Raw genomic sequence first — 25,853 nt, 5'->3', positions numbered from 1 at the left:
GGCTAGGGAGCGTCCGGCGCCGCGGGGAAGTGGACCGTCCTCTATACCTGACCCTGGAATCCGACTATTCGGACATCGGGGAAGGTTCGGCGGGCCGCGTGGTTGACGCCGTATGTTTTGTCACTAGGGTTTCGCAGTATTGCCCGGCATCAATTCACCGCTTCACGTGCGTTCACGCGAACCCGCAAGAAGTGAACCCGCAAGAAGCGAACCCGTGAGAACCCGTAAGAACCCGTACGCACTCATGCGAACTCATGCGAAATGGCAGGCCATGGCCGAATCCACCAGTTTCGACAACCGCACGTCGGACAGCGGCGGTGCGATGCTGCGGCCGGGCCGGGTCCTGGCGGTGGCCTGCATGGCGCACGGGATGATCGTCGTCGACACCAGCATCGTCCACGTGGCGATCCCGGCGATCCGGGAGAGCCTCGACGCGAGCCTCCCGACGATGCAGTCCGTCGTCACCTCGTACGTGGTCGTCATCGCGGGTCTGATGCTGGCCGGGGCCGCGGCGGTGGCGCGCTACGGCGCGGTGCGGATGTTCCGGCTCGGGGTCGTGCTGTTCGGGGTGACCTCCGCGCTCTGCGGCCTCGCCCCCAACGGCCCCGTGCTCGTCGCCATGCGGGCGGCCCAGGGGCTGGGCGCGGTGCTGGTCATGCCCGCCACCCTGGTGATGCTCACCGACACCTACCGGGAGCCAGGCAGGCGCGCCAAGGCCATCTCCATCTGGTCGATGGTCGCCGGGAGCCCGGTCGCCTTCGGTCCCACGCTCGGGGGCGCCCTGGTCGAGACGGTGGGCTGGCGGAGCATCTTCTGGATCAACGTGCCCATCGTCCTGGTCGTCCTGGTGCTCTCGGCCCGGCACATGCCCCGGGTCGAACGGTCCAGCTCCAAGGAACCGCAGGACGTGCCGGGCCAGTTGCTCTCCGTCGTCTTCCTCGGCGGGCTCGCGCTGGCGCTCGCCGAAGGTCAGGAGGCGGGCTGGACCCGGCCGCTGCCCCTGGTGGCGGCGGCGGTGGCCCTGGTCGCGTTCGCCGCCTTCGTGGTCCGGCAGAGGAGTTACGCGTACCCCATGATTCCCGGGGACCTGTTCCGGGCCCCCGGGTTCCGCAGCTACGTCACGGTCGGCCTGCTGCTCTTCGTCGGCTACAACGGGCTGATGTTCACGCTCAGCGTGTTCCTCCAGCAGGTGCGCGGCTACGACCCGGTCACCGTCGGCCTGTTCTTCCTCTCCTCCGCCCTGCCGATCACCTTCATGCCGCTCGCGGCGGGGCGCTTCGCCACCAAGTACGGCGCCCGGGCGGTGCTGGGCACGGGCATCCTGCTCTCCCTGCTCGGCGCGGTGGTGCTGGCCGCCTTCGGTGGCGACACCCCGGTGGGCACCTGCGCCGGTCTCGCGCTGATCGGGCTCGGCTTCGGCCTGGTGACGGTGCCTCAGATCACCCTGACCCTGGCGGCGGCCCCGGAACACCGCTCGGCCATCGCCTCCGGGCTGATGTCGGCGGGCCGGTCGACCGGCTCCCTGATCGGCGTCGCCCTCCTCGCCGGGCTCCAGTCCGGAGGCGGCATCGCCGCACCCGCGTTCGTCCTCGTCGCCGTCTACGCCCTGATGGGCCTGGCCGCCTTCCTCGGCGGCCGGGCCCGCCCCGCCGACGCGACCGCCCGCTAGGGGCCGCCAACTCCCGCTGGATCCGCGCCGTTTCCCTCGTGCGCACTCCACACACGTACGCACTCCACGCACACGTACGCACTCCACACGCGCATATGCACTCCGCACGCATACGTACTCCACGCACGCATACGTACTCCACACACACCGGAGCATTCATGTCGGAGCAACAGGCAGGTCACGACGTCGTGTCCAGGATCGCGGCACTGCGCGCGGGCGATCCCGAGTTCGCCCGGGCCGTCCCGTCACCCGACGTCGCCGACGCCATCAGCAGGCAGGAAGGCCTGGTGGGGGTCATCGCGGCCGCCATGCACGGGTACGCCGACCGCCCGGCCCTCGCCCGCAGGTCCAGCCGTATCGTCCGCGACCCCGCCACCGGCCGTCGCACCCGTGAACTCCTGCCCGCCTTCGAGACGTTGACCTACGCGGAGCTGTGGCAGCGGGTCGGCCGGCTCGCCGCCGCCTGGGCCGACGGCACGGACGGTCTGCGGGCCAAGGAGTTCGTCGCGACCCTGGGGTTCACCGGGGTCGACTACGCCGTCATCGACCTGGCCTGCATGTACCTGGGGGCGGTGTCGGTGCCGCTGCCCACCGGTTCGTCCGCCGCCCGGCTGGCCCCGGTCGTCGCCGAGACGGGGCCGAGGATCCTCGCGGCCGACACCGGTTCGCTCGACGCGGCCGTCGGCGCCGTCCTGGCCTCCGACACCGTCGAGCGCCTGGTGGTCTTCGACTACGACCCCCAAGTGGACGACGAGCGGGAGGCGTTCGAGGCGGCCCGCGCGCGACTGAGCGGTCGGGCCGAGGTGGTCCCGCTCGCGGCCGAGGTGGAGCGTGGGGCCCGGCTGCCGGACCTGGAACCGTACGAGGACGGGGACCCGGACCGGCTGGCCGGGCTGATCTACACCTCCGGGAGCACGGGCACACCCAAGGGCGCGATCTTCACCGCCGCCATGATCACGCGGATGTGGCAGAACGCCCGGGGCGGGCTCAACGCCGGGGGCGGCAGCGCCACTCCGGTGCTCGTCGTGCACTACATGCCGATGAGCCACGTCAACGGCCGCGCCTGGCTGGTCAACGGCCTCGCCGCAGGCGGCACCGGCTACTTCGCGGCCCGTAGCGACATGTCGACGCTGTTCGACGACATCCGTCTGGTGCGGCCCACGGTGCTCAGCCTCGTGCCGAGGATCTGCGACATGGTGTACCAGCGGTACCTGCTGGAGGCCGACCGCATCGGCCGCACCGGCACCCCCCGCCCGGAGGCCGAGGCGGCGGCATCGGCCCTGGTCCGCGACTCCATGCTCGGCGGCCGCATCGTCTTCGCCCTGTGCGGCAGCGCACCCCTGTCCGAGGCGATGCACACCTTCACGGCCGCGCTCCTCGGCACCCGGATCATCGACTGCTACGGGTCCACGGAGACGACCCGGGCCATCGTCGTCGACCAGGAGATACGCCGCCCCCCGGTGACCGGCTACCGGCTGGCCGACGTCCCCGAGCTCGGCTACTTCAGCACCGACAAGCCCTACCCACGCGGCGAGTTGAGGGTGAAGTCGGTCGGGCTGTTCCCCGGCTACTACCAGCAGCCCGAGACCACCGCCCGCGCCTTCGACGAGGACGGCTACTACCGCACCGGCGACGTCTTCGCCGAGACCGCGCCCGGCCGTCTGGTCTACGTCGACCGGACGAACAACGTGGTGAAGCTGTCCCAGGGCGAGTTCATCGCCGTCTCCGGCCTGGAGGCGCTGTACGCGACCAGCCCCGACATCGCGCAGATCTACGTGTACGGCAGCAGCGAGCAGGCGTTCCCGCTGGCGGTGGTGGTCCCCGACGCCGAGCGCCTGGGGCGGGCCGACGACGACACCGTACGGTCCACGGTCCTGGACTCCCTGCGCGAACTCGCCCATGGCGCGGGCCTGCACGCGTACGAGATCCCGCACGACGTCCTCGTGGAGCGGCAGCCGTTCACCGTCACCAACGGGCTGCTGTCGGGGGTCGGCAAGCCGCTGCGGCCCGCGCTCAAGGAACAGTACGGACCGCGACTGGAGCGCCTGTACGCGGACATCGCGGCCGGGCGGGCGGGCCAGATCGCGGCGCTGCGGGCGGCGGGCCGGGAGGTCACCCCGCTGGAGGCGGTCCGCACCGCCGCGCAGATCACCCTCGGCTGCCCCGCGTCGCTGGTGCGGGCGGAGGCCGCCTTCACGGACCTGGGCGGCGACTCCCTGTCGGCGCACACCTTCTCGACCGTCCTGGAGCAGATCCTCGACGAGGAGGTGCCCATCCAGCTCATCCTCCGGCCCTCCTCGACGCTGGCCCGCATAGCGGAGCGGCTCGGCGCGGCGCGGGACGCCCGGGAACCACGCCCCACCTTCGCCTCCGTACACGGGGGCGGCGCACGAGAAGTGCGGGCCGCCGATCTGGCTCTCGACCGCTTCGTCGACGCCCGGCTCCTGGCCGCCGGGCGCGGAGCGCGTACGGCCCCGGCCGCCGCCCGGAACGTCCTGCTCACCGGGGCGACCGGCTACCTCGGACGGTTCCTCGCCGTCGACCTGCTGCGGCGCGCCGCCGGTACGGGCGGGCGGCTGACCTGCCTGGCCCGGGCCGCCGACGACGCGGCCGCACGGCAGCGTGTGGTGGAGTGCCTGCGCGCGGCGGCGGCCGACGACCCCGCCGACTGGTTCGATGCGGCCGCCGAGCGGCATCTGACGGTCCTGGCCGCGGACGTGTCGGCGCCCCGGCTGGGGCTGGCGGAGGCGGAGTGGGAGGCGCTGGCCGACCGGACCGACGAGATCGTGCACGCGGCGGCGCTGGTCAACCATGTCCTGCCGTACCAGCGGCTGTTCGCGCCGAACGTCACCGCGACGGCGGAGCTGATCGGGCTGGCGCTCACCGGCCGGGCGAAGCGGTTCGCCTATGTGTCGACGGTGGCGGCCGCGCTGCTGCCCGACGGCTCGTTCCTCGACGAGAGCGCCGACATCCGTACGGCGTCCCCGGTGCGGCCCCTGGACGACTCCGACGCGAACGGATACGCCACGAGCAAGTGGGCCGGTGAGGTCCTGCTGCGCGAGGCGCACGAGCGGACGGGCCTGCCGGTCACCGTCTTCCGGCCGGACATGATCCTTGCCCACAGCACCCTGCCCGGCGGGCTGAACCTCACCGACCGGTTCAGCCGACTGCTCCTGAGCATCCTCACGACCGGCATGGCACCGCGCTCCTTCTACGAGCTCGACGGGGACGGCGGCCGTCGGCGGGCCCACTACAGCGGACTGCCGGTCGACTTCACCGCGGCGGCGATCGCGTCGCTCAGCGCAGGCAACGAGAACGGGAACGCGAACGGGGAGGACGGGTACGTCACTTACAACACGGTCAACGCCCACGACGACGGGATCTCCTGGGACGCGTTCGTGGACTGGCTGATCGACGCGGGCCACCCGATCACCCGCTTCGACGACCACCACCAGTGGCACATGCGCGCCGAGGCGGCGCTGCGCGGCCTGCCCGACCATCAGCGCCGGCTGTCGCTGCTGCCGCTGATGCGGGCGTACGCCCGGCCGGGCGTGCCGAGGGCGGGCTCCGCCGTACCGGCCTCACGGTTCAGCACGGCGGTCGCGGGCCTCGGGGCGGGGGAGGGGAGTGAGGGGGGCGTGCCGTCGCTCTCTCCGGCGTACATCGCCAAGTGCGTGGCGGACCTGAGGCTGCACGGCCTGCTCTGAGCGGCGTTCGTAGGGCCTCGGCCTCGGCCCCGGCCCCGTTCACGGATCAGGGATCACGGATCAGGGATCACGGTGAACGGGGCCGGGAAGGTCTGAAGGGCTGACGAGGCGGGCGCTCAGCGGTTCACGGGCGCGATCTCCTCGATGACATGGCGGGGAGCGGCGAAGAAACCCGACTCGCGCGGGTAGTGGACCACGATGTCGGTGAAGCCCAGCTCCGCGCACCGCCCCGCGACATCCGCGAACGCCTCAGCGGACTCCATCGTCGGCAGCAGGGAGAACCCGGTCAGCAGCGTACGGCCCAGGGACTTCGGGTCGCGGCCCGCCCGCTCGCACGCCGCGTCCAACTGCTCCAGACGCCGCGCGAGCACGGACCAGGTCCAGGCAGCGGTCCGCTCGTGCCTCGGCACGTCCCCCTGGTCGGTGACGACCCACGACGCCCCGTACCGCGCGACGGTCGCCATCCCCAGCGGACCGTTCCCCGCCAGTACGAAGGGCACCCTGGGCCGCTGCACGCAGCCCGGCTCCAGCCGGGCGTCGACCGCCTCGTAGTGGCGGCCGTGGAAGGTGGTCCGCCTGCGGCCGTCGGGCGTTCCGGTCAGCAGCCGGTCCAGGAGCTCCACGGACTCGCGGAACCGGCTGCCGCGTTCCCGCGCCGACCAGCCCTTGCCGCGTTCGCCCTGGCCGAGCACGTAGGAGTCGTTGTCCGGCGAGCCCGCGCCGAAGCCGAGGACGAAGCGGCCCTCGCTGATGGCGTCCAGCGTGATGACGTCATGGGCGAGGGGTACCGGGTGCCGGAAGTTCGGCGAGGTCACCAGCGTGCCGAGCCTGATCCGCGAGGTGATCCCGGCGGCGGCCGTCAGCGTGGGCAGCGCCCCGTACCAGGCGCTGTCCGGCAGTCCGGCCCAGGTGATGTGGTCGTAGCTGTAGGCGGCGTGGAAGCCCAGCTCCTCGACGTGCCGCCAGGTCGCGGCCGCCTCACGGAACGGACGGTCGGGCAGGATACAGACGCTGATACGCACGACGGACTCCAGATTCCTTGCTTCCAGCTCCCCGGGCGCTCCCTGGGCGCTCCGACAGTACTGACCCCTCACCCCGGCGCGGAGCCAGGAAATCACTGGACCGCACCCTTGAATCCGGCCAATGCGACACGCTGCCGCGACCGGCCGCCGGAGGCCCGCCTTGGCCCCCGGCTCCCGCCCGCATAACGTCACGCGTACCGAGCCAGCGCGAGAAAGGCCCCCCGTGCCGCACACAGACGAGCGTGCCCGACGCATCCACGCCCTCCTCACCGCCCCCGGAGCCCCCTTCGCCGTGGTGCGGGGCGAGCGGGGGACGCTGGAGTACGCCGACGGGCCGCGCACGCTGCGGGAGTTCGTCGAGACGACCTGGGCGTACGGGGACTCCGTCTTCCTGATCGCGGGCGAACGGCGTTATTCGTACGGGGAGTTCTTCGCCGCCGCGTCCGCCCTGGCCGTCCGGCTGGTCGAGGAGTACGGGCTGCGCCCCGGCGACCGGGCCGTCGTCGCGATGCGGAACCACCCCGAGTGGCAGATCGCCTTCTGGGCCGTCCAGCTGGCCGGGCTCATCGCCGTACCGCTCAACTCCTGGTGGACCGAGGACGAGTTCCGTCACGCCCTCGACGACTGCGAGCCCGGGGTGCTGCTCGTGGACGGGGAGCGGCTGGAGCGGGTGGCGGGGTGGGCGGCGCGGCGGGGCGGGACGCGGGTGGTGCTGTTCCAGGGTTTTCAGGGGGACCAGGGTTTCCATGGGGGCCAGGGCTTCCGCGGGGTCCAGGGCTTCCACGGGGAACGTGAACTCCCCGACGGCGTACGCATGGAGCGGTACGAACTCCCCGACGGCGTACGCGTCGAGCGGTACGAGGACTTCCCCGCGCCCGACCCCCTGGCCGCGCCCCCGGACGTCGAGCCCCGGCCCGAGGACGACGCCACGATCATCTACACCTCCGGCACCACCGGCCGGCCCAAGGGTGCGGTGGCCACCCAGCTCGCCCAGGCCGGAGCCGCGCTCAACCCCCGTTACCAGGCGGCCTATTCGGCGCTGGGGAGGGACGCCGTCCCGGGGATGGGGCCCGCCCCGGTCTCCCTGATGACGTTCCCCTTCTTCCACGTGGCCGCGTTCACCAGCTTCTACGGGGTGATGGCGGCGGGCGGCACGCTCGTGCTGATGGAGAAGTGGGACGCGGACGAGGCTCTCCGGCTCATCCGCGCCCATGGCGTCACGCACTTCGCGGGCGTGCCGACGACCGCCCTCCAACTGCTGGACGCCGCCGGGCGGACCGGGGACGAGCTGGCGAGCCTGACCCTGTTCAGCACCGGAGGCGCCCCGGCCCCGCCCGCCCTGGCCGCCCGCCTCACCGCCCGGTACGGCGAACGCGTCGAGCCCCGCAACGGCTACGGCCTCACCGAGACCGGCGGCGGCGTGCTTGCCAGCATCGGCGCCGAGTACCGCGCCCACCCCGGTGCCGTCGGCCGCCCGACCCCCGTGACCGAGACCAGGATCGCGGGAGCGGCGGGGGAGGAGCTGCCCGAGGGGGAGGTGGGGGAGCTGTGGCTGCGCGGGCAGTCGTTGTTCCGCGGCTACTGGCGCGACCCGGCCGCGACCGGGGCGGCGTTCCGGGACGGCTGGTTCCGTACGGGGGACCTCGCCGTGCGGCGTGCGGGGCGGGTCGAGGTCGTCGACCGGCTCACGGACATGGTGATCCGGGGCGGCGAGAACGTGTACTGCGTCGAGGTCGAGGGCGTCCTGCACGACCACCCCGATGTGCTCGACGCCGCCGTCCTCGGCCTCCCGCACCCGGTGCTGGGGGAGGAGGTCGCCGCCGTCGTCCGGCTCCGCCCCGGCGCGGGGGCCACCGCCGACGCCCTGCGCGAGCACGTGGGCCGCACGCTCGCCGGGTTCAAGGTGCCGGCCCGGGTGCTGTTCACCGATGAGCCACTGGAACGCAACGCCGCCGGGAAGCTCCTCAAGCGCGAACTCCGGGCCGCCGTGCTCGCCGCCCCACAAGGGGCGGACCGCCTAACGGCCGGGTGACCCGCGGCCGGTGGATCACTTCACGGCCGGGTGATCCGCACCCGGTAGTTCCCGTCCCCGTCCTCCTCCAGCACGGATATCCGTACGCCGTTGGCCCGGTCGGTGAACGTCTGGCCGGGCCGGAACGGCGCGTCCGACAGCTCCGCGTGCACGTTGGGACGCCGGGTGCAGCCGCCGCTGTCCTGGGTGGCGTCGGCGACGGACACCGGCCCCTGGCCGGTGTCCACGTCGGAGCTGACCTTGTAGATCAGCACCCCCGGGCGGCAGACCGCCTCGTCGTTGCCCGCCGCCGTACGGACCTCCACGGCGTAGCCGGACTGGGCGCTCAGCGGGACGAAGGCGAGCTTCGTGCCCCCGGCGGTGGCCAGCGGGCCGAGGGTGTGTTCGCTGACGCCCGGCTGGGAGGCGCAGCTGATCTGCTCGTTGTCGAGCCAGCCGAGCTTCCACTTGTGCCAGCCCAGGAAGTCGTTGTTGGCGCCCCAGTCCTCGGACATGATGTCCCAGTGCCCCACCGAGCCGCCGCCCTCCATCGTGTAGAGGTCGGGCAGGCCGAAGACATGGCCGTTCTCGTGCGGCAGGACGCGGTAGCCGGTCTGTGCGTACGACCCCGAGCCGTCGTCCTGGCGGCTGTAGACGAAGGACGTGTTGGAGAGCGGGACGCCGTCCGCCTGCGGGGCGTCGTCGTTGCCGGAGAAGGTCACCGAGAGCACGGTGTCCAGGGCGGAGGGCCCCGCGTTCGGGGTGACCAGCACGTTGACCAGGTCGTACGCCGAGAAGTCGACCTCCGGATCGGCGGCCTCCACCAGGTCCTCGACCAGTTGCCGGTACCCCGGTTCGAACGGTGAGCCGCGCTCTATCCCGTACTCGGCGAACGGCATCGGCATCCGCAGCCACTCCTTGACGGGGGCCTCGGGGCGGTAGTCGAGCCGGCCGTAGGAGCTGGTCGTGAACCAGTCGGAGGTCTGCGGGAAGAACTCCGCGAACCGGTCCTCCGCCGGTTCCGTGCCCTCCGCGTCCGGGAAGTCGATCATCAGGTTGAGCGCCCGGACCTCACCGGTGGAGCGGGCGTAACCGGGCGGGGTCGGCATCCCCAGCGACATCTGGACGCCCATCGCCGCGGCGATCCGGCAGGGGGCGACCGCGGAGTCCTGGGCGGTGGCCGCCGGGCCCGCCGTGGCCCGGCCGGTCCCCGGGAGCGTGGTGCTCGCCGACGCCATGGCCGCTATGACCAGGGCGGTCGCCCCGGTCAGGGCGATGGGGCGGCGGTGTCTGCGTATCCGGTGGCGGGGCTGCTGCATAGGGGCGCCTTCGGGTCCGCGGCAGCCGGCCGACCCTGACTGCGCTCTGGCGATCAGCCTGTGCCGGGTGGTCGGGGGGCGCTCGCTGGGTGCGCCGATCGGAGGATTTCCGCCGCCGGGTGGTGTGACCCAGGTCACGACCCGAGGGGGAAATAAGCGGGGAGCCCTTCCCCGTTTGCATCGGTGTCCCCATGAAGCGGGGAGATGGTCCCCGGTTACGGGTGGGGGTCGTCCAGCTACACATTGGTGCATCGCCCAGCCGCACAAGCAACACAAGCCATACGTGCGACATCCGCGATACACGCGACACACGCGATACATCTGTGCATCCGGAGAGGGAAGGTCCACAGCCGTGGAGACCGTCGACGACACCACCACACCGGCAGCCCCGCGCCGCACGCCCCGGCCGAGGGCCGACGCGCTGCGCAACCGGGAGCGGATCGTCTCGGCCGCCCGTGAACTGTTCGTCGAGTTCGGGCCGGACGTGCCGCTCGACGACGTCGCGCGGCGGGCGGGCGTCGGCAACGCCACGCTCTACCGGAACTTCCCCGACCGGGCCGCCCTGATCCATGAGGTCGTCCTCGCGGTCACCTCCCGCACCACCCTGAGGGCCGAAGAGGCCGCCGCCACGGAGACCGACCCGTTCGCCGCGCTCAGCCGTTTCGTGCACGCGGCCGCCGACGAACGGATCGGCGCCCTGTGCCCGATGCTCTCCGGCGTCTTCGACCGGGAACACCCCGAACTGCTCGCCGCGCGCGGGCGCCTCGAAGAGGCCATCCAGGGGCTCATGTCGCGCGCCGTGTCGGCGGGGCGGCTCCGTACCGACATCGCCGTCGGTGACGTGCTCGTCGCCCTCTCCCAGCTCACCCGGCCGCTGCCCGGCACCGCCTGCCTGGACATCGACCGCTTCGCCCACCGCCACCTCCAGCTGTTCCTGGACGGGCTGGAGGCCCCGGCCCGCTCCGTACTGCCCGGATCGGCGGCAACCCTGGAGAACCTGCGGCGCTGCGACTGACGCCCGCCCCGACTCCGTAACCCCATAGCTCCGAAGCCCAAATCGATGCCTTCTTAAGTTCACACGTTCACGTACTCCATCACGCGTACGCCGACACGTACGGGCGGCGGCTCTCCTCGCCATGCCCTCGGCGCCCTCATATGTCCCTAGGTGGCTACTCCCATGTCAAAAACCGCTGACGCCCCGCTGTCGAGAACGGCCGGCACCGGGCTTCCCGACCCCAGCCGCTGGAAGGCGCTGGCCTTCATCGCGCTCGCCCAGCTGATGGTCGTCCTCGACGCGACCATCGTGAACATCGCCCTGCCCTCCGTCCAGACCGACCTCGACATCTCCGAGGGCAACAAGCAGTGGGTCATCACCGCCTACGCGCTCGCCTTCGGCGGTCTCCTCCTCTTCGGCGGCCGGATCGCCGACCTCTGGGGCCGTAAGCGCACCTTCGTCGTCGGACTGATCGGCTTCGCGCTGGCCTCCGCGCTCGGCGGGGCCGCCCAGAACGAGGCGATGATGTTCGGCTCCCGGGCCCTGCAAGGTGTCTTCGGCGCCCTGCTCGCCCCGGCGGCCCTCTCGCTGCTCGCCGTGATGTTCACCGACGCCAAGGAGCGCGCCAAGGCCTTCGGTATCTACGGGGCCATCGCCGGTGGCGGTGGCGCGGTCGGGCTGATCCTCGGCGGCTTCCTCACCGAGTACCTGAACTGGCGCTGGACGTTCTTCGTCAACATCCCGTTCGCCGTCGTCGCCGCTGTGGGCGCGTACTTCGTCATCCGTGAGCCCTCCGGCACCCGCAACCGCTCGCCGCTCGACATCCCCGGCGTCGTGCTCTCCACGCTCGGCCTGGTCGCCCTGGTCTACGGCTTCACCCGGGCCGAGTCGGCCGGCTGGTCGAACGGGCTGACGGTCGCCATGTTCATCGCCGCCGCCGTGCTGCTGATCGCCTTCGTCGTGACCGAGGCGCTGGTGAAGTCGCCGCTGCTGCCGCTGCGCGTGCTGACCGAGCGCAACCGGGGCGGGGTCTACCTCTCGCTGGGGCTCGCCGTCATCGCGATGTTCGGGCTGTTCCTCTTCCTGACCTACTACCTCCAGATCGTGAAGAACTACTCCCCGGTCACGACCGGCTTCGCCTTCCTCCCGATGATCGCGGGCATGATCACCGGCTCCACCCAGATCGGTACCCGGCTGATGACCCGGGTCCCGCCGAGGCTGCTGATGGGCCCCGGCTTCCTGGTCGCCGCCATCGGCATGCTGCTGCTCACCCAACTGGACCTGAACACCAGCTACACGGCCGTCATCCTGCCCGGCATGCTGCTGCTCGGCCTCGGTATGGGTACGGCGTTCATGCCGGCCATGTCCCTGGCCACGCACGGCATCGAGCCGCGTGACGCGGGGGTCGCCTCCGCGATGGTCAACACCTCGCAGCAGGTCGGCGGCGCCATCGGCACCGCCCTGCTGAACACCATCGCGGCGGGTGCCACCACCGCGTACATCGCCGACCACGCGGCCCGCGCCACGGACCCGGAGCTCCTGGAGCTCCAGGCCATGGTCAGCGGCTTCGCCGGCGCGATCTGGTGGGCGGTCGGCATCCTCGTCGCCGCCGCCGCGATCGCGGCCGTAATGATCAACACCGGCCGCCCGGGAACGGGAACGGGTGCCGTCGGCGGCGGTACGGGGGGCGCGTCCGGCGGGAACGCCGAAGGCGCCGAGGACGAGTTCCGGATCCCGGTCGTCGCCCACTGACGCCTCTGACGCCACCGCACGGCCCCTCTGCCCTGGTTCCGCCGCTCAGCGGAGCCAGGGCAGATCCGCGTCCGTACCCTCCGGTTCGAGCCCGTTGGCGAGCACCCGCATGATGTCGCCGAGGCTGCGCACCTGCTCGGGGGTGAGCCGGTCGAACATCGCCTGCCGTACGGCGTCGACATGGCCCGGTGCGGAGCGGCCGAGCATCGCGTACCCGTCGTCGGTGAGCACCGCGTTCTGGCCGCGCTTGTCGGACGGGCACTCCTCGCGCCGCACCCAGCCGTTCTTCTCCAGCCGGGCGATGGCGTGCGAGAGCCGGGAGCGGGTGATCTTCACGTTCCGGGCGAGCTCGGTCATCCGCATCCGGCGCCGGGGGGCCTGGGAGAGCTGGACGAGCAGCCCGTAATAGATGTGCGGCATGCCCGCGTCCCGCTGCAACTGCCGGTCGAGATGGTCCTCCAGCAGCGTGGTGGCATGCAGATAGGCGCGCCAGACGCGCTGCTCCTCGTCGGTGAGCCAGCGCGTGGCGCCGGTGGATGCCGTGGTCATGGACTCCACTGTACGACCTTTTCTTGAAAGTTTAACTAGATAGGGCTAAGGTCTCCGGAGGTAGGAACTTGAAGCTTCAAGAGAATTGGGCTTCAGGAATCCTTCCCGGTGAGATCGCGCAGGCCCGGTCCGGCAGGGCCTCCGATTTCGCAGGACCCTTGGAGAACGATCCCAGCGGATGGGGAGTGCCATGACAGCCACCGTGGAGCGCATGCCCGCCCTCTACCTCTCGCACGGCGCCCCGCCGCTCGCCGACGACCCCGTCTGGCCCGGCCAGCTCGCCGCCTGGTCCGCCGGACTGCCCCGGCCCCGCGCGATCCTGATGGTCTCCGCCCACTGGGAGGAGGCCCCACTCGCGCTCGGAGCCGTCGAACCGGCCCCGCTGGTCTACGACTTCTGGGGCTTCCCCGAGCACTACTACCGGGTGCGGTACGACGCCCCGGGCGCCCCGGAGCTCGCCGACAGCGTCCGCAAGCTGCTGCGCGGTGCCGGTACGCCGGTCCAGGACGTCCCGGACCGGGGGCTGGACCACGGGGCCTACGTCCCGCTCGTCGAGATGTTCCCGGACGCCGACATCCCCGTACTCCAGATCTCCATGCCGACCCTGGACCCGCAGAAGCTGATGGCCATCGGGCGCAGGCTCGCCCCGCTGCGCGACGAGGGCGTGCTGATCGTCGGCAGCGGCTTCTTCACGCACAACCTGGCCGCCCTGCGGCACCCCGGCGGCGGGGTCCCCGGCTGGTCGGCGGAGTTCGACGACTGGGGCGACCGCGCGCTGCGGGCCCAGGACATCGACGCCCTGCTCGATTTCGAGCACACGTCCCCCGCCGGAAAGCTGGCCCACCCGCGCACCGAGCACTTCGCCCCGCTCTTCGTGACGCTGGGCGCCGCCGAGGGGGAGCTGGACCGGGGGCGGAGCGTCATCGACGGCTTCTGGATGGGGCTGGCCAAGCGGTCGGTGCAGTTCGGCTGAGAAGCCCTTGCGGCTGCCGCGCGTCTCACCGGGCAGGTGGGTTCAGCTCGGTGTTTCACCGGGTCGGCGGGTTCAGCTCGGTGCTTCACCAGACCGGCGGGTTCAGCTCGATCGCGCGGCCGGCGGCGGCGAGTGCGGTCGCGTCACCGATGTCCAGCGCGGTGTCGGTGAACTTGATCGTGTGGTCGTCGCCGTGCGCCGCGGCCCGCGCGAACACCTCCCGCGCGTCCGGCTCCGCGAGAGGTTCCGCGACCGGGGCCGCCTCGCGGGGCGCATAGGCGGCGGTCACCGCGGCGCTGGCCGCCCAGGCCGCGTGCAGGCTCGGCGCCCACAGGGCCTCCGGGAGCGCGGGCAGGGTGCGCAGGACCGCGTTGGGTGCGGTCGCCGCGTGGACCAGCATGACCGGTTCGCCGTACCCATGGGTCGCGTACCGGTGGGTGGAAGCCCGGACGAGCTCCCGGAGCGCGGTACGGGCCGCCTCCGGCCCCTCGGGCTCCCGTCCGGGCCAGTCGGGGAAGCCGGTGAGCTGGTCGAACCGGCTCACGATGCCGCCGTCCTGCTCGGGGATGAGGGGCACCCGGTCCAGCGCGGCCGCCGCGTCCGGGGCCGGGGCGAGGCGCTCCAGGGCGGGCAGCGGCTGGTGGCGGGCGGCCCAGTAGCCGAGGGCGTGGGCCAGTTCCCGTACGCGCGGGGCGGTCTCCTCGCCCTCCAGCAGCGTGCGTACGGAGTGGCCGACCCGGATCACCGCATGGGTGGCGCCCGCCGCGATGCCGGGCAGCAGCCGGGGCCACCACTCGGCGAGGACGGTGCGCCAGGGGCGTTCGGCGGTCTCCCGCTCGAAGTACCGCGTCCAGTCGGCGACGCGGCGGGGGTCGCCGAGCGCCTCGTGCCAGTTCCGTCCGGTGACCGGGGCGGTGGAGCCGGGCATCTCCTCCAGCTTGGGGCGGTACTGGTCGAGCCAGAGGTGCACGGCCGCAGACTGCCCGTGCCGTACCAGTGCCTCGACCGCCATCGGGGCGTGGTTGCTGAGCCAGCCGTCGCGCTCTGGCCCGGACAGATGGATGCGCTCCAGGGCTTCGTCGAGGGTGCCGTCGAGGGTGTCGGAGATACCAGAAATGCCAGAGGTGCCAGAGGTGCTGGAGATACCAGAGATGCCGGAGTCATCCGTGAGGTGGTGTTTCGCGTCCGTGGGGTTGCGCTCGGTGTCCGTCATGCGGCTCACGCTAGGGGTGCGGGCCGCCCGGGCGGATCGGGCGGAGGCCCCGGTCGGCCGATGAGCCGGGCCTCCTCCTCCGGTCCTAGGACCCGTCCGGAGCTCGCGGCCGCGGGCCCGGCCGCGTGGCGACAATGCGGACATCGCGAGCAACCCCGAGGCGATACGGGCCGTCTACCGGGGTAGACGCGGGATCGGAACGATCGTGGTGACGTCCACCGGGCGAATCGTCGAACGCCGGACAACTCGTCGGACGGCTCGTCGGAACCTCCACGACACCCACTCTGACCTGCGCGTACGTGGGTATCCGACCCGGGTTTCCGGTGGTCGGCGCCGGACAGGGTACTGCATGATCGCGAAAATGAATGGGCGGCATGGGAATTCTGTCCGGATTCCAGTCGTTGTTTCCATCGGATGCAGGGCACCCGAAAGGGTGTCGCGACCTACTCAGCAAGGGAGCACGCATGGCAACCCGTGCCGTCGCCCGTCGTTCGTCCGCCACTTCCGGTGGGACCGACCGGGCAAGCAGTGTTCGCGCCGTGGGCGGGGAAATCGCCGATCGCGACCTGGTCGGCATGTACCTGGACGAGATCGCTCGTACACCGCTGCTCGACGCCGCCAAGGAAGTCGACCTCTCCCAGTCCATCGAGGCGGGCGTCTATGCCCAGCAGATCCTCGACGGCGAGGTGGAGAGCGATGCCCGCGGTGCGACGCGTGAGGAGCTGGAGGCGCTGGTCGCCGAGGGCGAGCGCGCCAAGGACATATTCATCCGTTCCAACCTCCGCCTCGTCGTCGCCGTGGCCCGCCGCTACCCGCGCGCGGGACTGCCCCTGCTCGACCTGATCCAGGAGGGCAACGCGGGCCTGGTGCGCGCGGTCGAGAAGTTCGACTACGCGAAGGGCTTCAAGTTCTCCACGTACGCCACGTGGTGGATCCGGCAGGCCATCACCCGGTCCATAGCGGACCAGTCCCGCACGATCCGGCTCCCCGTCCACCTGGTGGAGGAGCTCGGCCGGATCCGCCGGGTCCAGCGCGAGTTCAACCGGGAGAACGGGCGCGATCCCGAGCACGCGGAGATCGCCGCCGAGCTCGACTCCAACGCCGAGCGCGTGGGCAACGTCCTGGACTGGGCCCGCGACCCGGTCAGCCTCAACATGTCCGTGGACGACAACGGCGACACCCAGTTCGGCGACCTGCTGGAGGACACCTCCGCCGTCTCGCCGGAGCAGTCGGTGATGACCCTCCTGCGCAGTGAGGAGCTGGAGGACCTGATCGGCAAGCTCGACAACAGGACCGCCTCCATCATCAAGATGAGGTACGGGATCGAGGACGGCCGCGAGCGGACGCTCACCGAAGTGGGCAAGCAGCACGGCCTCACCCGGGAGCGGATCCGCCAGATCGAGAAGCACGCACTGCTCGAATTGAAGCGAATGGCTCACGACACGGGCTTTGACGCTGCGGCGTGAGCCAATAACCCGTAATCTCCCCATCAAGCCGGTTCGCACCGGCACACCGACCGGCGCATGCCGGTCACCCGACCGGTTTTCCCACCGGTCCCCGGAACTGAGTCCCGGCGCCCACCCCCCCCGGCGCCGGGGCTCATCCATGTACGGGCCGACCTCCTCGGCCATCCAGTGGCCCAGGCCCAGGCCCAGGCCCCGGCCTCGCCCCCTATCCGGCCGCGCGGGTCAGTCGGGCGCCCAGGTTCTCCACGTACGCCACCAGCTGTGGCGGCCCCTGCACGGTGAACTCGCAGTCCACCAGTGCCAGCCGCAGCGCCGCCCACTCCAGGGAGTCGGTGGACGAGGACCGCAGTCGGCAGGCGCCCTCCCCGTCCGGCTCCGGCGCGCCGAGCGTCGGCGGCAGCCGCGCCGCCACGAACTCCGCGGGCGCCCCGAACCGCACATCGAGCTGGAGCTCCGGCTGCTTGCCCGCCATCGACCGGGCGAAGTAGCGCGCCGCGTCCTTCGGCTCCCCGGACCCGTCCTCCTCCACAGGGAGCGGCCGGGGGGTGAAGCGGGCCCCGGTCGCGAACGGCTCGGTCACCCGGTCCACCCGGAACGTCCGCCAGTCCTCCCGCAGCAGGTCGTACGCCATCAGGTACCACCGCTGCCCCGTGCTCACCAGCCGGTACGGCTCGACCTGCCGCTTGGTCTCCGTACCGGAACCGCTGCGGTACGAGAACCTCAGCCGCTCCTGCCCGGTGGCCGCCGAGGCCAGCGTGGTCAGGGTCTGCGGATCGATGGTGGCCCCGTCACCCCTGGTCAGCGCCACCGTGGCGGTCTGCAACGCGGAGACCCGGTGCCGCAACCGGGACGGCAGCACCTGTTCCAGCTTGGCCAGCGCCCGTACGGAGGCCTCCTCGACGCCCTCGATGGCGTGCCCGGCCCCGGCCCGCAGCCCCACCGCGATGGCGACCGCCTCCTCGTCGTCGAGCACGAGCGGCGGCATGGCGGCCCCCGCGACCAGTCGGTAGCCGCCCACCGAACCGCGCGAGGCCTCGACCGGATAGCCCAGTTCGCGCAGCCGGTCGATGTCGCGGCGGATGGTGCGCGGGCTGACGTCGAGCCGTTCGGCGAGCTCTCCGCCCGGCCACTCGCGCGGAGTCTGGAGGAGCGACAACAGCTTCAGCAGTCGTGCCGGTGTGTCGGTCATGGAAACCAGGATGCGCCCTTAATGGGTCACCTTCTGGCCTAATGAGAACGTAGTTTCTTCTCATGTCTTCTTCCGCACCGCTGCCGGACACGGCACCGCCTCCGCCCGCCCCTGCCGACCGGCGCCGCTGGTTCGCCCTCGCCATCGTGATGACCGCGGCCTTCATGGACCTGGTCGACGTCACGATCGTCAACATCGCGATCCCGAGCATCACCGGCGACATGAACGCCTCCGTCTCCGCGATCCAGTGGATCACCGCCGGGTACGCGCTCGCGTTCGCGGCCGGGCTGATCACGGGCGGCCGGCTCGGCGACATCTTCGGGCGCAAGCGGCTCTTCCTCATCGGCATCGCCGGATTCACCGTGGCCTCGGCCCTCTGCGGCTTCGCGCCCACCCCGGAGATACTCGTCGCCGCCCGCATCCTCCAGGGTGCGACGGCGGCGCTGATGGTGCCCCAGGTGCTCTCGATCGTGCACGCCACCTTCCCGGCGCACGAGCGCGGCAAGGTCTTCGGCCTCTTCGGCGCGGTCGTCGGTCTCGGCGCGGTCTCCGGCCCGCTGCTGGGCGCGCTGCTCACCGAGTGGGACCTCTTCGGTCTCGGCTGGCGGCCGATCTTCCTGATCAACCTGCCCGTCGGCATCGCGGGACTGATCCTCGGCGCCAAGTTCATCACCGAGTCCAAGGCCCCCAAGGCCATGCGGCTCGACCTGCTGGGCGTCGCCCTGGTCACCCTCGCCATGCTGATGCTCATCTACCCGCTCACCCGGGGGCACGAGCTGGACTGGCCGCTCTGGGGCCATGTCTCCATGGTGGGCAGCCTGTTCGTCTTCGGGATCCTGGTCCTGCATCAGCGGCAGAAGGCGATCATTGACGGGTCACCGCTGATCGAGCTGTCCCTGTTCCGGGTCAAGAGCTTCGCCGCGGGCATCGCCGTGCAGCTCACCTTCGGCATCGGCCTCGGCATCTTCTTCCTGGTCTGGACCCTCTACATGCAGATGGGCCTGGGCTGGAGCGTCCTGCGGGCCGGTACGACGGGCATCCCGTTCTCCGTCGCCGTCTCGGTCGCCGCCGCGATCTCCGTACAGAAGCTCGTGCCCCGCTTCGGCCGCAAGGTCCTCCAGTCGGGCGCGCTCCTGATGGCCGCCGGGCTGCTGATCTACCTCTGGGAGGCCGAGCACTACGGCATGGCCATCACCTCCTGGCAGATGGCGGTCCCGCTGGTCGTCATGGGCGTCGGGATGGGCCTGATCGTGGCCCCGCTGACCGACGCGATCCTCTCCGAGGTGCCCAAGGAGCACGCGGGCTCGGCGTCCGGGCTGATCAACACCGTGCAGCAGATGGGCACCGCGCTCGGCCTCGGGCTGGTGTCGGTGGTCTTCTTCGGCGCGATCGGTGACCAGTTGGCGCCGCAGGAGCTCGGTCCGGCCTTCGTGGAGGCGTTCCAGCAGTCGCTGTGGTGGGTGACCGGGGTGCTCGGGGCGATCTTCCTGCTGATGTTCGCGCTGCCGGCCAGGCCGAAGGCGCACGTGGAGGGCGAGGCGGCCGGTGACGGCCCGCTCACCAAGGAGCCGGCGCTGAACGGCTGAGCGCAGGCACGGGGGTGACGGGGTTACGGGAGTGATGGGGGCGGGCTCAGCAGATCCTGGTACGGCTCTCCATCGCCGTACGGGCGGTGAGCTCGTCCTCGTACACCTCGCACATGTGGCGGCCGTCGGGCGTCGCCGTGTGCTCGACCTCCCACAGGCTCGTCTCGCTGCCGTCCAGCAACAGGAAGGCGTGCTCGTAGAGCGTGAACCCGGCTTCCTTCCCGTCCACTTGGCGCTGACGCCCGAAGATCTGGGTGATGTGGTGGGCGAAGGCGGACCGCAGCAGCCGCGCCTTCTCCGCGCCCGGCCGGTCCTCGTTCTCCGCGCGGCGCAGGACCCGGCGGGCGTGGTCCGCGGAGTTGTCGGGGGCGTACGTCCTGGGCACCGGGGCCGGGGGCGCGGCCATCAGGAGCGTCAGGATCTCCAGGTCCCCCGGGCCTCCCTCGTCACCGAAGGCCGGTGCGTCCGAGAGGCTTCCGGCGAGCCGGGCGGCGGCGACATGGGCATCGCCCTCGTCGTCGTACAGCTCGTGTCGGCGGGGCGCCTGGTCGTCCCGGCCGCCGCTGTGCACCAGCTCCCACAGGGCCAGGGCGGAGCCGTCGGCGAGGAGGTAGGTGTGGCGGTAGGTCTCCCGGTGCAGGACGGGGCTGTGGTGCGAGGAGTGCAGTGCACTGCTGTGCGCCAGCGCCGAACCGAGCAGGTCGACGGTGCTGTCGGGAAGGTCGAAAGAGTTCAGGGCGCGTCGCAGGAGTCGGTCGAGGTGCTGCTCGGTTGTCTCGTACGGATCGCTCAAGGTGCTGTCTCCAGGCCGTCGCCGCGTGTTACTTGATGCGTGCTTAACGTAGTCCCTGGGTCTGACATCGTGACCGGGGTTCGTAAAAACGTAGGGCGCACGCAGAAAGTTCCCCGGCTGTTCCCGGCGCATTTCGGGCGCTTGGGGGTGAACTGCCGCGCCCCGGTTGCGAGTAGAGCCCCCGCACGCCCCGTTGCCGGGCCGCACGCCCCCACGTCGTGGCCGGGAGCCCTCCACGCCGAGGCCGCGCGGCCTCCATACCAGGGCCGGGACCCCGCCCGCGCGCTCCCGGGGCCGGTAGCGCGCCCGCGCCCCCCCCACAGCGGGGGGCCGCACGTTCCCGGCCCCCGCTGTGGAGCGCGCTCCCGGCTCTGGTTCCGGCCCGGGTCCCGTGGCGCGGCCACTGTGGGGCCGCACGCCCCCGGGGCCCGCCCCACACCGGGGCCGCGCGCTCCCGGCCCCGCTACCGTGGCGCGTCCTCCCGTCGGCCGCGCACCTTGCCTCCGGCCGCGCCGCGCCGGGCCGGGCCGCGGTGGCGTCCAGGCCTTGCCCCGGTCGCGCCGCGCCTCGCCGTGGTGGCGTCAGGCTTCGCCCCGGAGGCGTCGGGCCTCGCCCGGTCGTGCCGCGCCTCGCCGTGGTGGCTTCAGGCATCGCCCCCCCGCCCGGGTCGGGCCTCACCCCGGCCTCCCTGTCGGGCCCCGCCCCCCTGCCCCGGCCTCGCCGTCAGGCTTTGCCCCCGCCCCCGCCCCGGCCCCCTGCCAGGCCTCGCCCCTGCCCCTGGCCCCCCGTCAGGCTTCGCCCTCGCCGTCCGGCCGGTCCCCGTACAGGTCCGTGTACGCGAGGAACGTGCCGCCCGGTCCCTCGGTGCTCCGGGCCGCGCGCACCGCCTTCACGATGGCGCGGGCCAGTACGTCGGCGCCCGCCGCGAGGATTTCGTTGACCGCGACCGGGTTCCCCGCGTCCACCCGCACCCGGCCCGTGGCGAGCGCGAACACGGTGTCCCCGTCGGTCAGCAGGTGGACCGGGCGCACGGCGCGGGCCATGCCGTCGTGCGCGGTGCCCGCCAGCTTCTGCGCCTGGGCCCTGACGAGATCCGCGTCCGTCGCGACGACCGCGATCGTGGTGTTGAACGGCGGTACCCCGCCCCCGGCCGCCTCCCTCGCCTCCTGCTCCCGCGCCAGCCGCCGCAGCGCCGCCGCATGGGTCCCGGCCGCCGGGTACGCGGGCGGCTCCCCGGCCCCGTACTCCCCGAACAGCACCCCCGTACGGGGATCGAGCACCGAGCCCGACGCGTTGACCGCGACCAGGGCGGCGACGGTGACCCCGGAGGCGAGCCGCACGCTCGCCGTACCGATACCGCCCTTGAGCTGCCCGGCCACCGCCCCCGTGCCCGCCCCCACACTCCCCTCGGCGACCGGGGACCCCGGGGCGGAGGCGGCCGCCGCCTCCACCGCCGCGCGGCCGGTCGAGGCATCGGGGCGGGCCCGCCACTCGCCGCCCCGGCCGAGATCGAAGAGGGCGGCCGCCGGAACGACGGGGACGACGTGGGCGGGCCCCGCGCCGACCCGGACGCCCCGGCCCCGCTCCTCCAGCCAGGCCACCACCCCGGACGCGGCGTCGAGCCCGAACGCGCTGCCGCCCGTGAGGACGATCGCGTCGACCCGCTGCACCAGGTTGCGCGGGTCCAGCGCGTCCGTCTCCCGGGTCCCCGGCCCGCCACCCCGCACATCGACGGCGGCCACCGCCCCGCCCTCCGGCGCCAGCACCACGGTCGTCCCGCTCAACGCCCCGGCCCCGGCCACCCGCGCGTGCCCGACCCGGATCCCGGCCACATCGGTCAGCGCGTCCAGCAATGGCGAGTGCGGGGCATCCAGCAACGGCGGGTGCGGGTCCTCGGCGGTCATGGCGCGCTCCTCGGGTCGGCGCCCACGAGCCCCGGACGCCTCGGTCGGCGCCCACGAGCGGACCGCGGGCTCGTACGTACGCACTCGTGTACGTACGCACTCGTACGTACGCAGGCCGTACGTGTACGCAGGCTTGCACATACGCAAGCACGTCCGCTGCGCCTGTCCGGGCGACGCACTCACCCCCTTACCGCCCAAAACGGGTCCCATTGCCGTAAACGGTCCTACGGTGGCCGAGTGACCGAGCCGCCAGAAGCCCCTGCACCCTCCGCAGCCTCCTCGGCCGCCTCCTCCGCAGCCGAGCCGCGTCCCTCCACCGACTCCGCAGGCGCGCCCCCCGCCGCCACCGGCCCCCGGTCGGTCACCACCCGGGCGACCCTGGCCGGAGTGGTGGTCTCCGCCCTGCTGATCCTCGCGATCGTGCTCGGCAGCCGTATGCTGCGCAACTTCGACTCGGCCCTCCTCCCGTACGCCGTGGCCACGGTCTTCCTCGCCTTCGGTGTCGCCTACCGCTACACCGTCTGGATCTCCGCCCCCGGTGCCCGACGCCTCTTCAAACAGGGGTGGCGCAGCCTCTTCTCGTACGAGAACTTCCGCCGGGCCCCCACCGCCCTGCCGAAGATGATCGCCACCTATCTGGGCTTCCAGAAGTTCCTCGGCGCCCGGTCCCACGCCCGCTGGGCCGCCCACCAGCTGATCTTCTGGGGCTGCATCCTCGCCGCCCTGATCACCTTCCCGCTCACCTGGGGCTGGTTCACCTTCACCTCCGGCAGCGGTTCGGGGCCCGGCTACGAGATGCGGATCTGGGGCATCAAGATCCTCGGCTTCGATTCCCTCTCCGTCCTCGGCTGGCTGATGTTCCATGGCCTCGACATCGCCGCCGTCCTCGTCATCCCCGGCGCCTCGTACTTCCTGTGGCGGCGGATGAAGGACCGGGGCGCCTCGACCGGCCAGCGGTTCGCCTACGACCTGGTGCCGCTGATCGCGCTGATCGTCATCTCCGTGACCGGGCTGCTGCTCACCTTCTCCTCGATCTTCCTGCACGGCGGCGGCTACCAGTTCCTCGCGATCCTCCACATGGTCTCGGTGGTCTTCACGCTCATCTACATCCCGTTCGGCAAGTTCTTCCACATCGTCCAGCGCCCGGCCGCCGTCGGCATGCAGCTGTTCAAGTACACCGGCCGCCAGGACGACCAGGTCTTCGCCTGCCGCCGCTGCGAGGAGCCCATCGACACCGGCCCCTACGTCGAGAACCTGCGGGGCACCATGCGGGACCTCCGGCTCGACTTCGACGCCTGGGCCGAGTACTGCCCGCGCTGCAAGCGGGTGCTGCGCGGCAGCGCCTACCTCTCCCATGTGAAGAAGGGCTTCAAGTGACCGCGGAACCGCGAGCCGCCGCCGACCGCCGCACCTTCATCCCGCTCGACCCCTCCCTCGCCCCGCCCGGCACCCGCGCCTTCCGGGACGCGGGCGGCATCCCGGCCGACCAGTGGCACGCCGACCAGAACGGCGAGACCCTGGTGCCCACCCACTGCTGCTTCTGCGGTGTCCAGTGCGGGATGTATCTGCGTGTGGACCGGGGCGGCAAGGTGTTCGGCGTCGAACCCCGCAACCACGACATCAACCGGATGCGGCTCTGCCCCAAGGGCATCAACGCCTACCAGCAGGTCAACCACCCCGACCGGCTCACCGCCCCGCTGCTGCGCCGCTCCCGCGACGAGGAGTTCCGGGAGGTTTCCTGGGAGGAGGCGCTCGACTTCACCGTCTCCGAGATCAAGCGCATCCAGCAGACCTACGGCAACGACGCCTTCGGGCTGCTCGGCGGCGCCAGCCTCTTCTCCGAGAAGACGTATCTGGTGGGCAAGTTCGCCCGGGTCGCCCTCAAGTCCCGGCACGTCGACTACAACGGCCGCCTCTGCATGGTCAGCGCGGCGGGCGCCAACAAGCTCGCCTTCGGCATCGACCGGGCCGGTAACCCCTTCTCCGACATCCTCCTCACCGACTGCCTGCTCATCGCCGGGTCCAACGTGGGCGAGTGCTTCCCCGTGATGACCCAGTACGTCTGGGGAGCCCGGGACCGCGGGGCCAGCCTCATCGTCATCGACCCGCGCGAGACCGCCATCGCCCGGACCGCCGACATCCACGTCGCCCTCAAACCCGGCACCGACTCGGCCTTCTTCACCTCCGTACTGAACGTCGTCATCGCCGAAGGACTCACCGACGAGAACTTTCTCGCCGCCCACGCCACCGGCTGGGAGGAGGTCAAGGCCAAGGCCGCCGAGTACCCGCCGTCCCGCGCCGCCGCCATCTGCGGCATCCCCGCCGAGCAGATCGTCCAGGTCGCCCGCGCCTTCGCCCGCGCGCCGAAGGCCATGGCCTGGCACGCCCGGGGCATCGAGCACCACTCGCAGGGCGTCGAGAACTGCCTCTCCGTGATCAGCCTCTGCGCCGCCACCGGCCACATCGGCAAACCCGGCGCCGGTTACGGCACCATCACCGGCCAGGGCAACGGGCAGGGCGGCCGCGAGCACGGCCAGAAGTCCGACCTCCTCCCGGGCGGACGCTCCATCACCAACCCCGAGCACCGCCGTCAGATCTGCGAGATCTGGGGCATCGAGGAGTCCGAACTCCCGCCCGCCGGGACCTCCATGATGGAAATGGTCTGGCAGATGCAGCGCCGCGAGATCCGTGGCCTGATCGGCATCTGCAACAACCCCTTCGTCTCCCTCCCCAACTACGGGGTGGTCAAGGAGGGGTACGACGCCACCGAGTTCCACGCCCAGTTCGACTTCTTCCTCTCCGAGACCGCCGCCAACGCGCACGTCGTCTTCCCCGTCACCACCTGGGCCGAGGACGAAGGGGTGATGGCCAACGCCGAGGCCCGGGTGGTCAAGCACAACAAGGCCCAGGACCCGCCCCCCGGGGTCCGCACCGACACCTGGGTCATGTGCGAACTCGCCCGCCGCCTCGGCGCCGGAGACAAGTTCGACTTCCCCGACTCCCGGGCGGTCTTCGAGGAGCTGCGCATCGCCTCCGCCGGCACCGTCAACGACTACTACGGCATCACCTACGAACGGCTGGAGGAGACCGGCGGCATCGCCTGGCCCTGCCCCTCCACCGACCACCCCGGCACCCCGCGCCTCTTCGAGGACGGCAGGACCTATCACCCCGACGGCAAGATCCACCTCCAGGTCGTCGAGTGGCACCCGCCGATGGACCCGTACGACGACGAGCACCCCATGTCGCTCACCACCGGCCGGACCGTGGCCCACTTCCTCTCCGGCAACCAGACCCGCAGGCTCGGCGCCCTCGTCGAACAGACCCCGCGCCCCTGGGCCGAGATCCACCCCTCCCACGGCTTCCGGAACGGCGAGCCCGTACGGATCGTCACCCGGCGCGGCAGCGAGGTCTTCCCCGCCCTGGTCACCGAGGCGATCCGCCCGGACACCGTCTTCGTCCCCTACCACTGGCCCGTCCCCACCGCGGCCAACGCCCTCACCATCGACGCCCTCGACCCCCGTTCCAAGATCCCCGAGTACAAGGTGTGCGCCTGCCGCATCGAGCACGCCGAGCGGATCGACGAGGTCCCCGCACCCCCGGTCGCCCCCGGCCATGTCGCCTATCCGGAGACCCAGGTCTCCCGTACCGACCCGCTGCCTCCCACGGCCCCGCAGGGCCGTGGCACCTCGGAGAGGAGCTGATCCCC

At 71.9% G+C, this 25,853-nt stretch carries 17 protein-coding genes; 10 read left to right on the top strand and 7 right to left on the bottom strand.

What is annotated here, in order from left to right; translation table 11 throughout:
• The first annotated feature begins 271 nt into the window (after positions 1-271).
• Entirely contained in the window at positions 272-1,669 is a 1,398-nt protein-coding gene (locus ACFW9Z_RS15840; protein ID WP_384640223.1) for an MFS transporter, read from the top strand.
• 158 nt (positions 1,670-1,827) lie between these two features.
• Positions 1,828-5,376, top strand: a complete 3,549-nt coding sequence (car, locus tag ACFW9Z_RS15835; RefSeq protein ID WP_384640220.1) for a carboxylic acid reductase — start codon at positions 1,828-1,830, stop codon at positions 5,374-5,376.
• A 116-nt stretch (positions 5,377-5,492) separates the two neighbouring features.
• On the opposite strand, the gene ACFW9Z_RS15830 is transcribed toward car, so the two are convergent.
• The gene (locus ACFW9Z_RS15830) at positions 5,493-6,398 is read right to left on the bottom strand and encodes an LLM class flavin-dependent oxidoreductase (RefSeq protein ID WP_384640217.1); all 906 of its coding nucleotides are present in this window, start codon (positions 6,396-6,398) and stop codon (positions 5,493-5,495) included.
• A gap of 223 nt (positions 6,399-6,621) precedes the next feature.
• Here ACFW9Z_RS15830 and ACFW9Z_RS15825 point away from each other — a divergent pair, with 223 nt between their 5' ends.
• Positions 6,622-8,430 (top strand): class I adenylate-forming enzyme family protein, encoded by a 1,809-nt coding sequence (locus ACFW9Z_RS15825; RefSeq protein ID WP_384640214.1) that lies wholly within the window; start codon positions 6,622-6,624, stop codon positions 8,428-8,430.
• 20 nt (positions 8,431-8,450) lie between these two features.
• On the opposite strand, the gene ACFW9Z_RS15820 is transcribed toward ACFW9Z_RS15825, so the two are convergent.
• Positions 8,451-9,728, bottom strand: coding sequence for a M6 family metalloprotease domain-containing protein (locus ACFW9Z_RS15820; protein WP_384640211.1), 1,278 nt, complete (start codon positions 9,726-9,728; stop codon positions 8,451-8,453).
• Positions 9,729-10,080: 352 nt separating this feature from the next.
• Between ACFW9Z_RS15820 and ACFW9Z_RS15815 the strand changes: the two genes are divergently transcribed.
• Positions 10,081-10,743, top strand: coding sequence for a TetR/AcrR family transcriptional regulator (locus tag ACFW9Z_RS15815; RefSeq protein WP_384640209.1), 663 nt, complete (start codon positions 10,081-10,083; stop codon positions 10,741-10,743).
• 162 nt (positions 10,744-10,905) lie between these two features.
• A complete protein-coding gene (locus ACFW9Z_RS15810) occupies positions 10,906-12,474 on the top strand; it encodes an MFS transporter (protein WP_384640207.1) in 1,569 nt (522 codons plus the stop codon).
• A gap of 45 nt (positions 12,475-12,519) precedes the next feature.
• Here ACFW9Z_RS15810 and ACFW9Z_RS15805 read toward each other — a convergent pair whose 3' ends face one another.
• Positions 12,520-13,032 carry a MarR family winged helix-turn-helix transcriptional regulator gene (locus tag ACFW9Z_RS15805; protein ID WP_384640204.1) on the bottom strand — a complete coding sequence of 171 codons (513 nt, stop codon included), beginning with the start codon at positions 13,030-13,032 and terminating at the stop codon, positions 12,520-12,522.
• Positions 13,033-13,213: 181 nt separating this feature from the next.
• On the opposite strand from ACFW9Z_RS15805, the gene ACFW9Z_RS15800 reads away from it, so the two are divergent.
• On the top strand, positions 13,214-13,996 hold the full coding sequence (locus ACFW9Z_RS15800; RefSeq protein ID WP_384640201.1) for a dioxygenase: 783 nt from the start codon (positions 13,214-13,216) through the stop codon (positions 13,994-13,996).
• An 85-nt stretch (positions 13,997-14,081) separates the two neighbouring features.
• On the opposite strand, the gene ACFW9Z_RS15795 is transcribed toward ACFW9Z_RS15800, so the two are convergent.
• Positions 14,082-15,209: a questin oxidase family protein gene (locus ACFW9Z_RS15795; RefSeq protein WP_384640198.1), complete on the bottom strand. Its 1,128-nt coding sequence runs from the start codon at positions 15,207-15,209 to the stop codon at positions 14,082-14,084.
• A gap of 464 nt (positions 15,210-15,673) precedes the next feature.
• Here ACFW9Z_RS15795 and ACFW9Z_RS15790 point away from each other — a divergent pair, with 464 nt between their 5' ends.
• The gene (locus ACFW9Z_RS15790) at positions 15,674-16,675 is read left to right on the top strand and encodes an RNA polymerase sigma factor RpoD/SigA (RefSeq protein ID WP_384640195.1); all 1,002 of its coding nucleotides are present in this window, start codon (positions 15,674-15,676) and stop codon (positions 16,673-16,675) included.
• 205 nt (positions 16,676-16,880) lie between these two features.
• On the opposite strand, the gene ACFW9Z_RS15785 is transcribed toward ACFW9Z_RS15790, so the two are convergent.
• Entirely contained in the window at positions 16,881-17,864 is a 984-nt protein-coding gene (locus ACFW9Z_RS15785) for a helix-turn-helix transcriptional regulator (protein WP_384640192.1), read from the bottom strand.
• 62 nt (positions 17,865-17,926) lie between these two features.
• Between ACFW9Z_RS15785 and ACFW9Z_RS15780 the strand changes: the two genes are divergently transcribed.
• Entirely contained in the window at positions 17,927-19,450 is a 1,524-nt protein-coding gene (locus ACFW9Z_RS15780; RefSeq protein ID WP_384640189.1) for an MFS transporter, read from the top strand.
• 46 nt (positions 19,451-19,496) lie between these two features.
• On the opposite strand, the gene ACFW9Z_RS15775 is transcribed toward ACFW9Z_RS15780, so the two are convergent.
• Together ACFW9Z_RS15775 and ACFW9Z_RS15770 are read right to left on the bottom strand one after the other, a co-directional pair.
• Positions 19,497-20,243, bottom strand: a complete 747-nt coding sequence (locus ACFW9Z_RS15775) for a DUF6227 family protein (RefSeq protein ID WP_384640187.1) — start codon at positions 20,241-20,243, stop codon at positions 19,497-19,499.
• Positions 20,244-21,031: 788 nt separating this feature from the next.
• Complete coding sequence (locus ACFW9Z_RS15770) at positions 21,032-22,147, bottom strand: P1 family peptidase (protein WP_384640183.1); 1,116 nt, start codon at positions 22,145-22,147, stop codon at positions 21,032-21,034.
• A 237-nt stretch (positions 22,148-22,384) separates the two neighbouring features.
• On the opposite strand from ACFW9Z_RS15770, the gene ACFW9Z_RS15765 reads away from it, so the two are divergent.
• Both ACFW9Z_RS15765 and ACFW9Z_RS15760 read left to right on the top strand, forming a co-directional pair.
• Entirely contained in the window at positions 22,385-23,524 is a 1,140-nt protein-coding gene (locus tag ACFW9Z_RS15765) for an MFS transporter (protein ID WP_384640180.1), read from the top strand.
• Positions 23,521-25,848 carry a molybdopterin oxidoreductase family protein gene (locus tag ACFW9Z_RS15760; RefSeq protein ID WP_384640177.1) on the top strand — a complete coding sequence of 776 codons (2,328 nt, stop codon included), beginning with the start codon at positions 23,521-23,523 and terminating at the stop codon, positions 25,846-25,848. The genes ACFW9Z_RS15765 and ACFW9Z_RS15760 overlap by 4 nt, the downstream gene beginning before the upstream one ends.
• Positions 25,849-25,853: the final 5 nt, after the last annotated feature.

This window comes from Streptomyces sp. NPDC059452 (assembly GCF_042750035.1).
GTDB lineage: Bacteria > Actinomycetota > Actinomycetes > Streptomycetales > Streptomycetaceae > Streptomyces.
The sequence above is the reverse complement of the archived record's forward strand: the minus strand, read 5'-3'. Positions and strand labels throughout refer to the sequence as shown.

Excerpts from the sequence above, each read along its gene's own strand:
- ACFW9Z_RS15840 (WP_384640223.1), top strand. The coding sequence starts at position 272 with ATGGCCGAATCCACCAGTTTCGACAACCGCACGTCGGACAGCGGCGGT.
- car (WP_384640220.1), top strand. The coding sequence starts at position 1,828 with ATGTCGGAGCAACAGGCAGGTCACGACGTCGTGTCCAGGATCGCGGCA.
- ACFW9Z_RS15820 (WP_384640211.1), bottom strand. The coding sequence starts at position 9,728 with ATGCAGCAGCCCCGCCACCGGATACGCAGACACCGCCGCCCCATCGCC.
- ACFW9Z_RS15810 (WP_384640207.1), top strand. The coding sequence starts at position 10,906 with ATGTCAAAAACCGCTGACGCCCCGCTGTCGAGAACGGCCGGCACCGGG.
- ACFW9Z_RS15800 (WP_384640201.1), top strand. The coding sequence starts at position 13,214 with ATGACAGCCACCGTGGAGCGCATGCCCGCCCTCTACCTCTCGCACGGC.
- ACFW9Z_RS15795 (WP_384640198.1), bottom strand. The coding sequence starts at position 15,209 with ATGACGGACACCGAGCGCAACCCCACGGACGCGAAACACCACCTCACG.
- ACFW9Z_RS15790 (WP_384640195.1), top strand. The coding sequence starts at position 15,674 with ATGGCAACCCGTGCCGTCGCCCGTCGTTCGTCCGCCACTTCCGGTGGG.
- ACFW9Z_RS15785 (WP_384640192.1), bottom strand. The coding sequence starts at position 17,864 with ATGACCGACACACCGGCACGACTGCTGAAGCTGTTGTCGCTCCTCCAG.
- ACFW9Z_RS15780 (WP_384640189.1), top strand. The coding sequence starts at position 17,927 with ATGTCTTCTTCCGCACCGCTGCCGGACACGGCACCGCCTCCGCCCGCC.
- ACFW9Z_RS15770 (WP_384640183.1), bottom strand. The coding sequence starts at position 22,147 with ATGACCGCCGAGGACCCGCACCCGCCGTTGCTGGATGCCCCGCACTCG.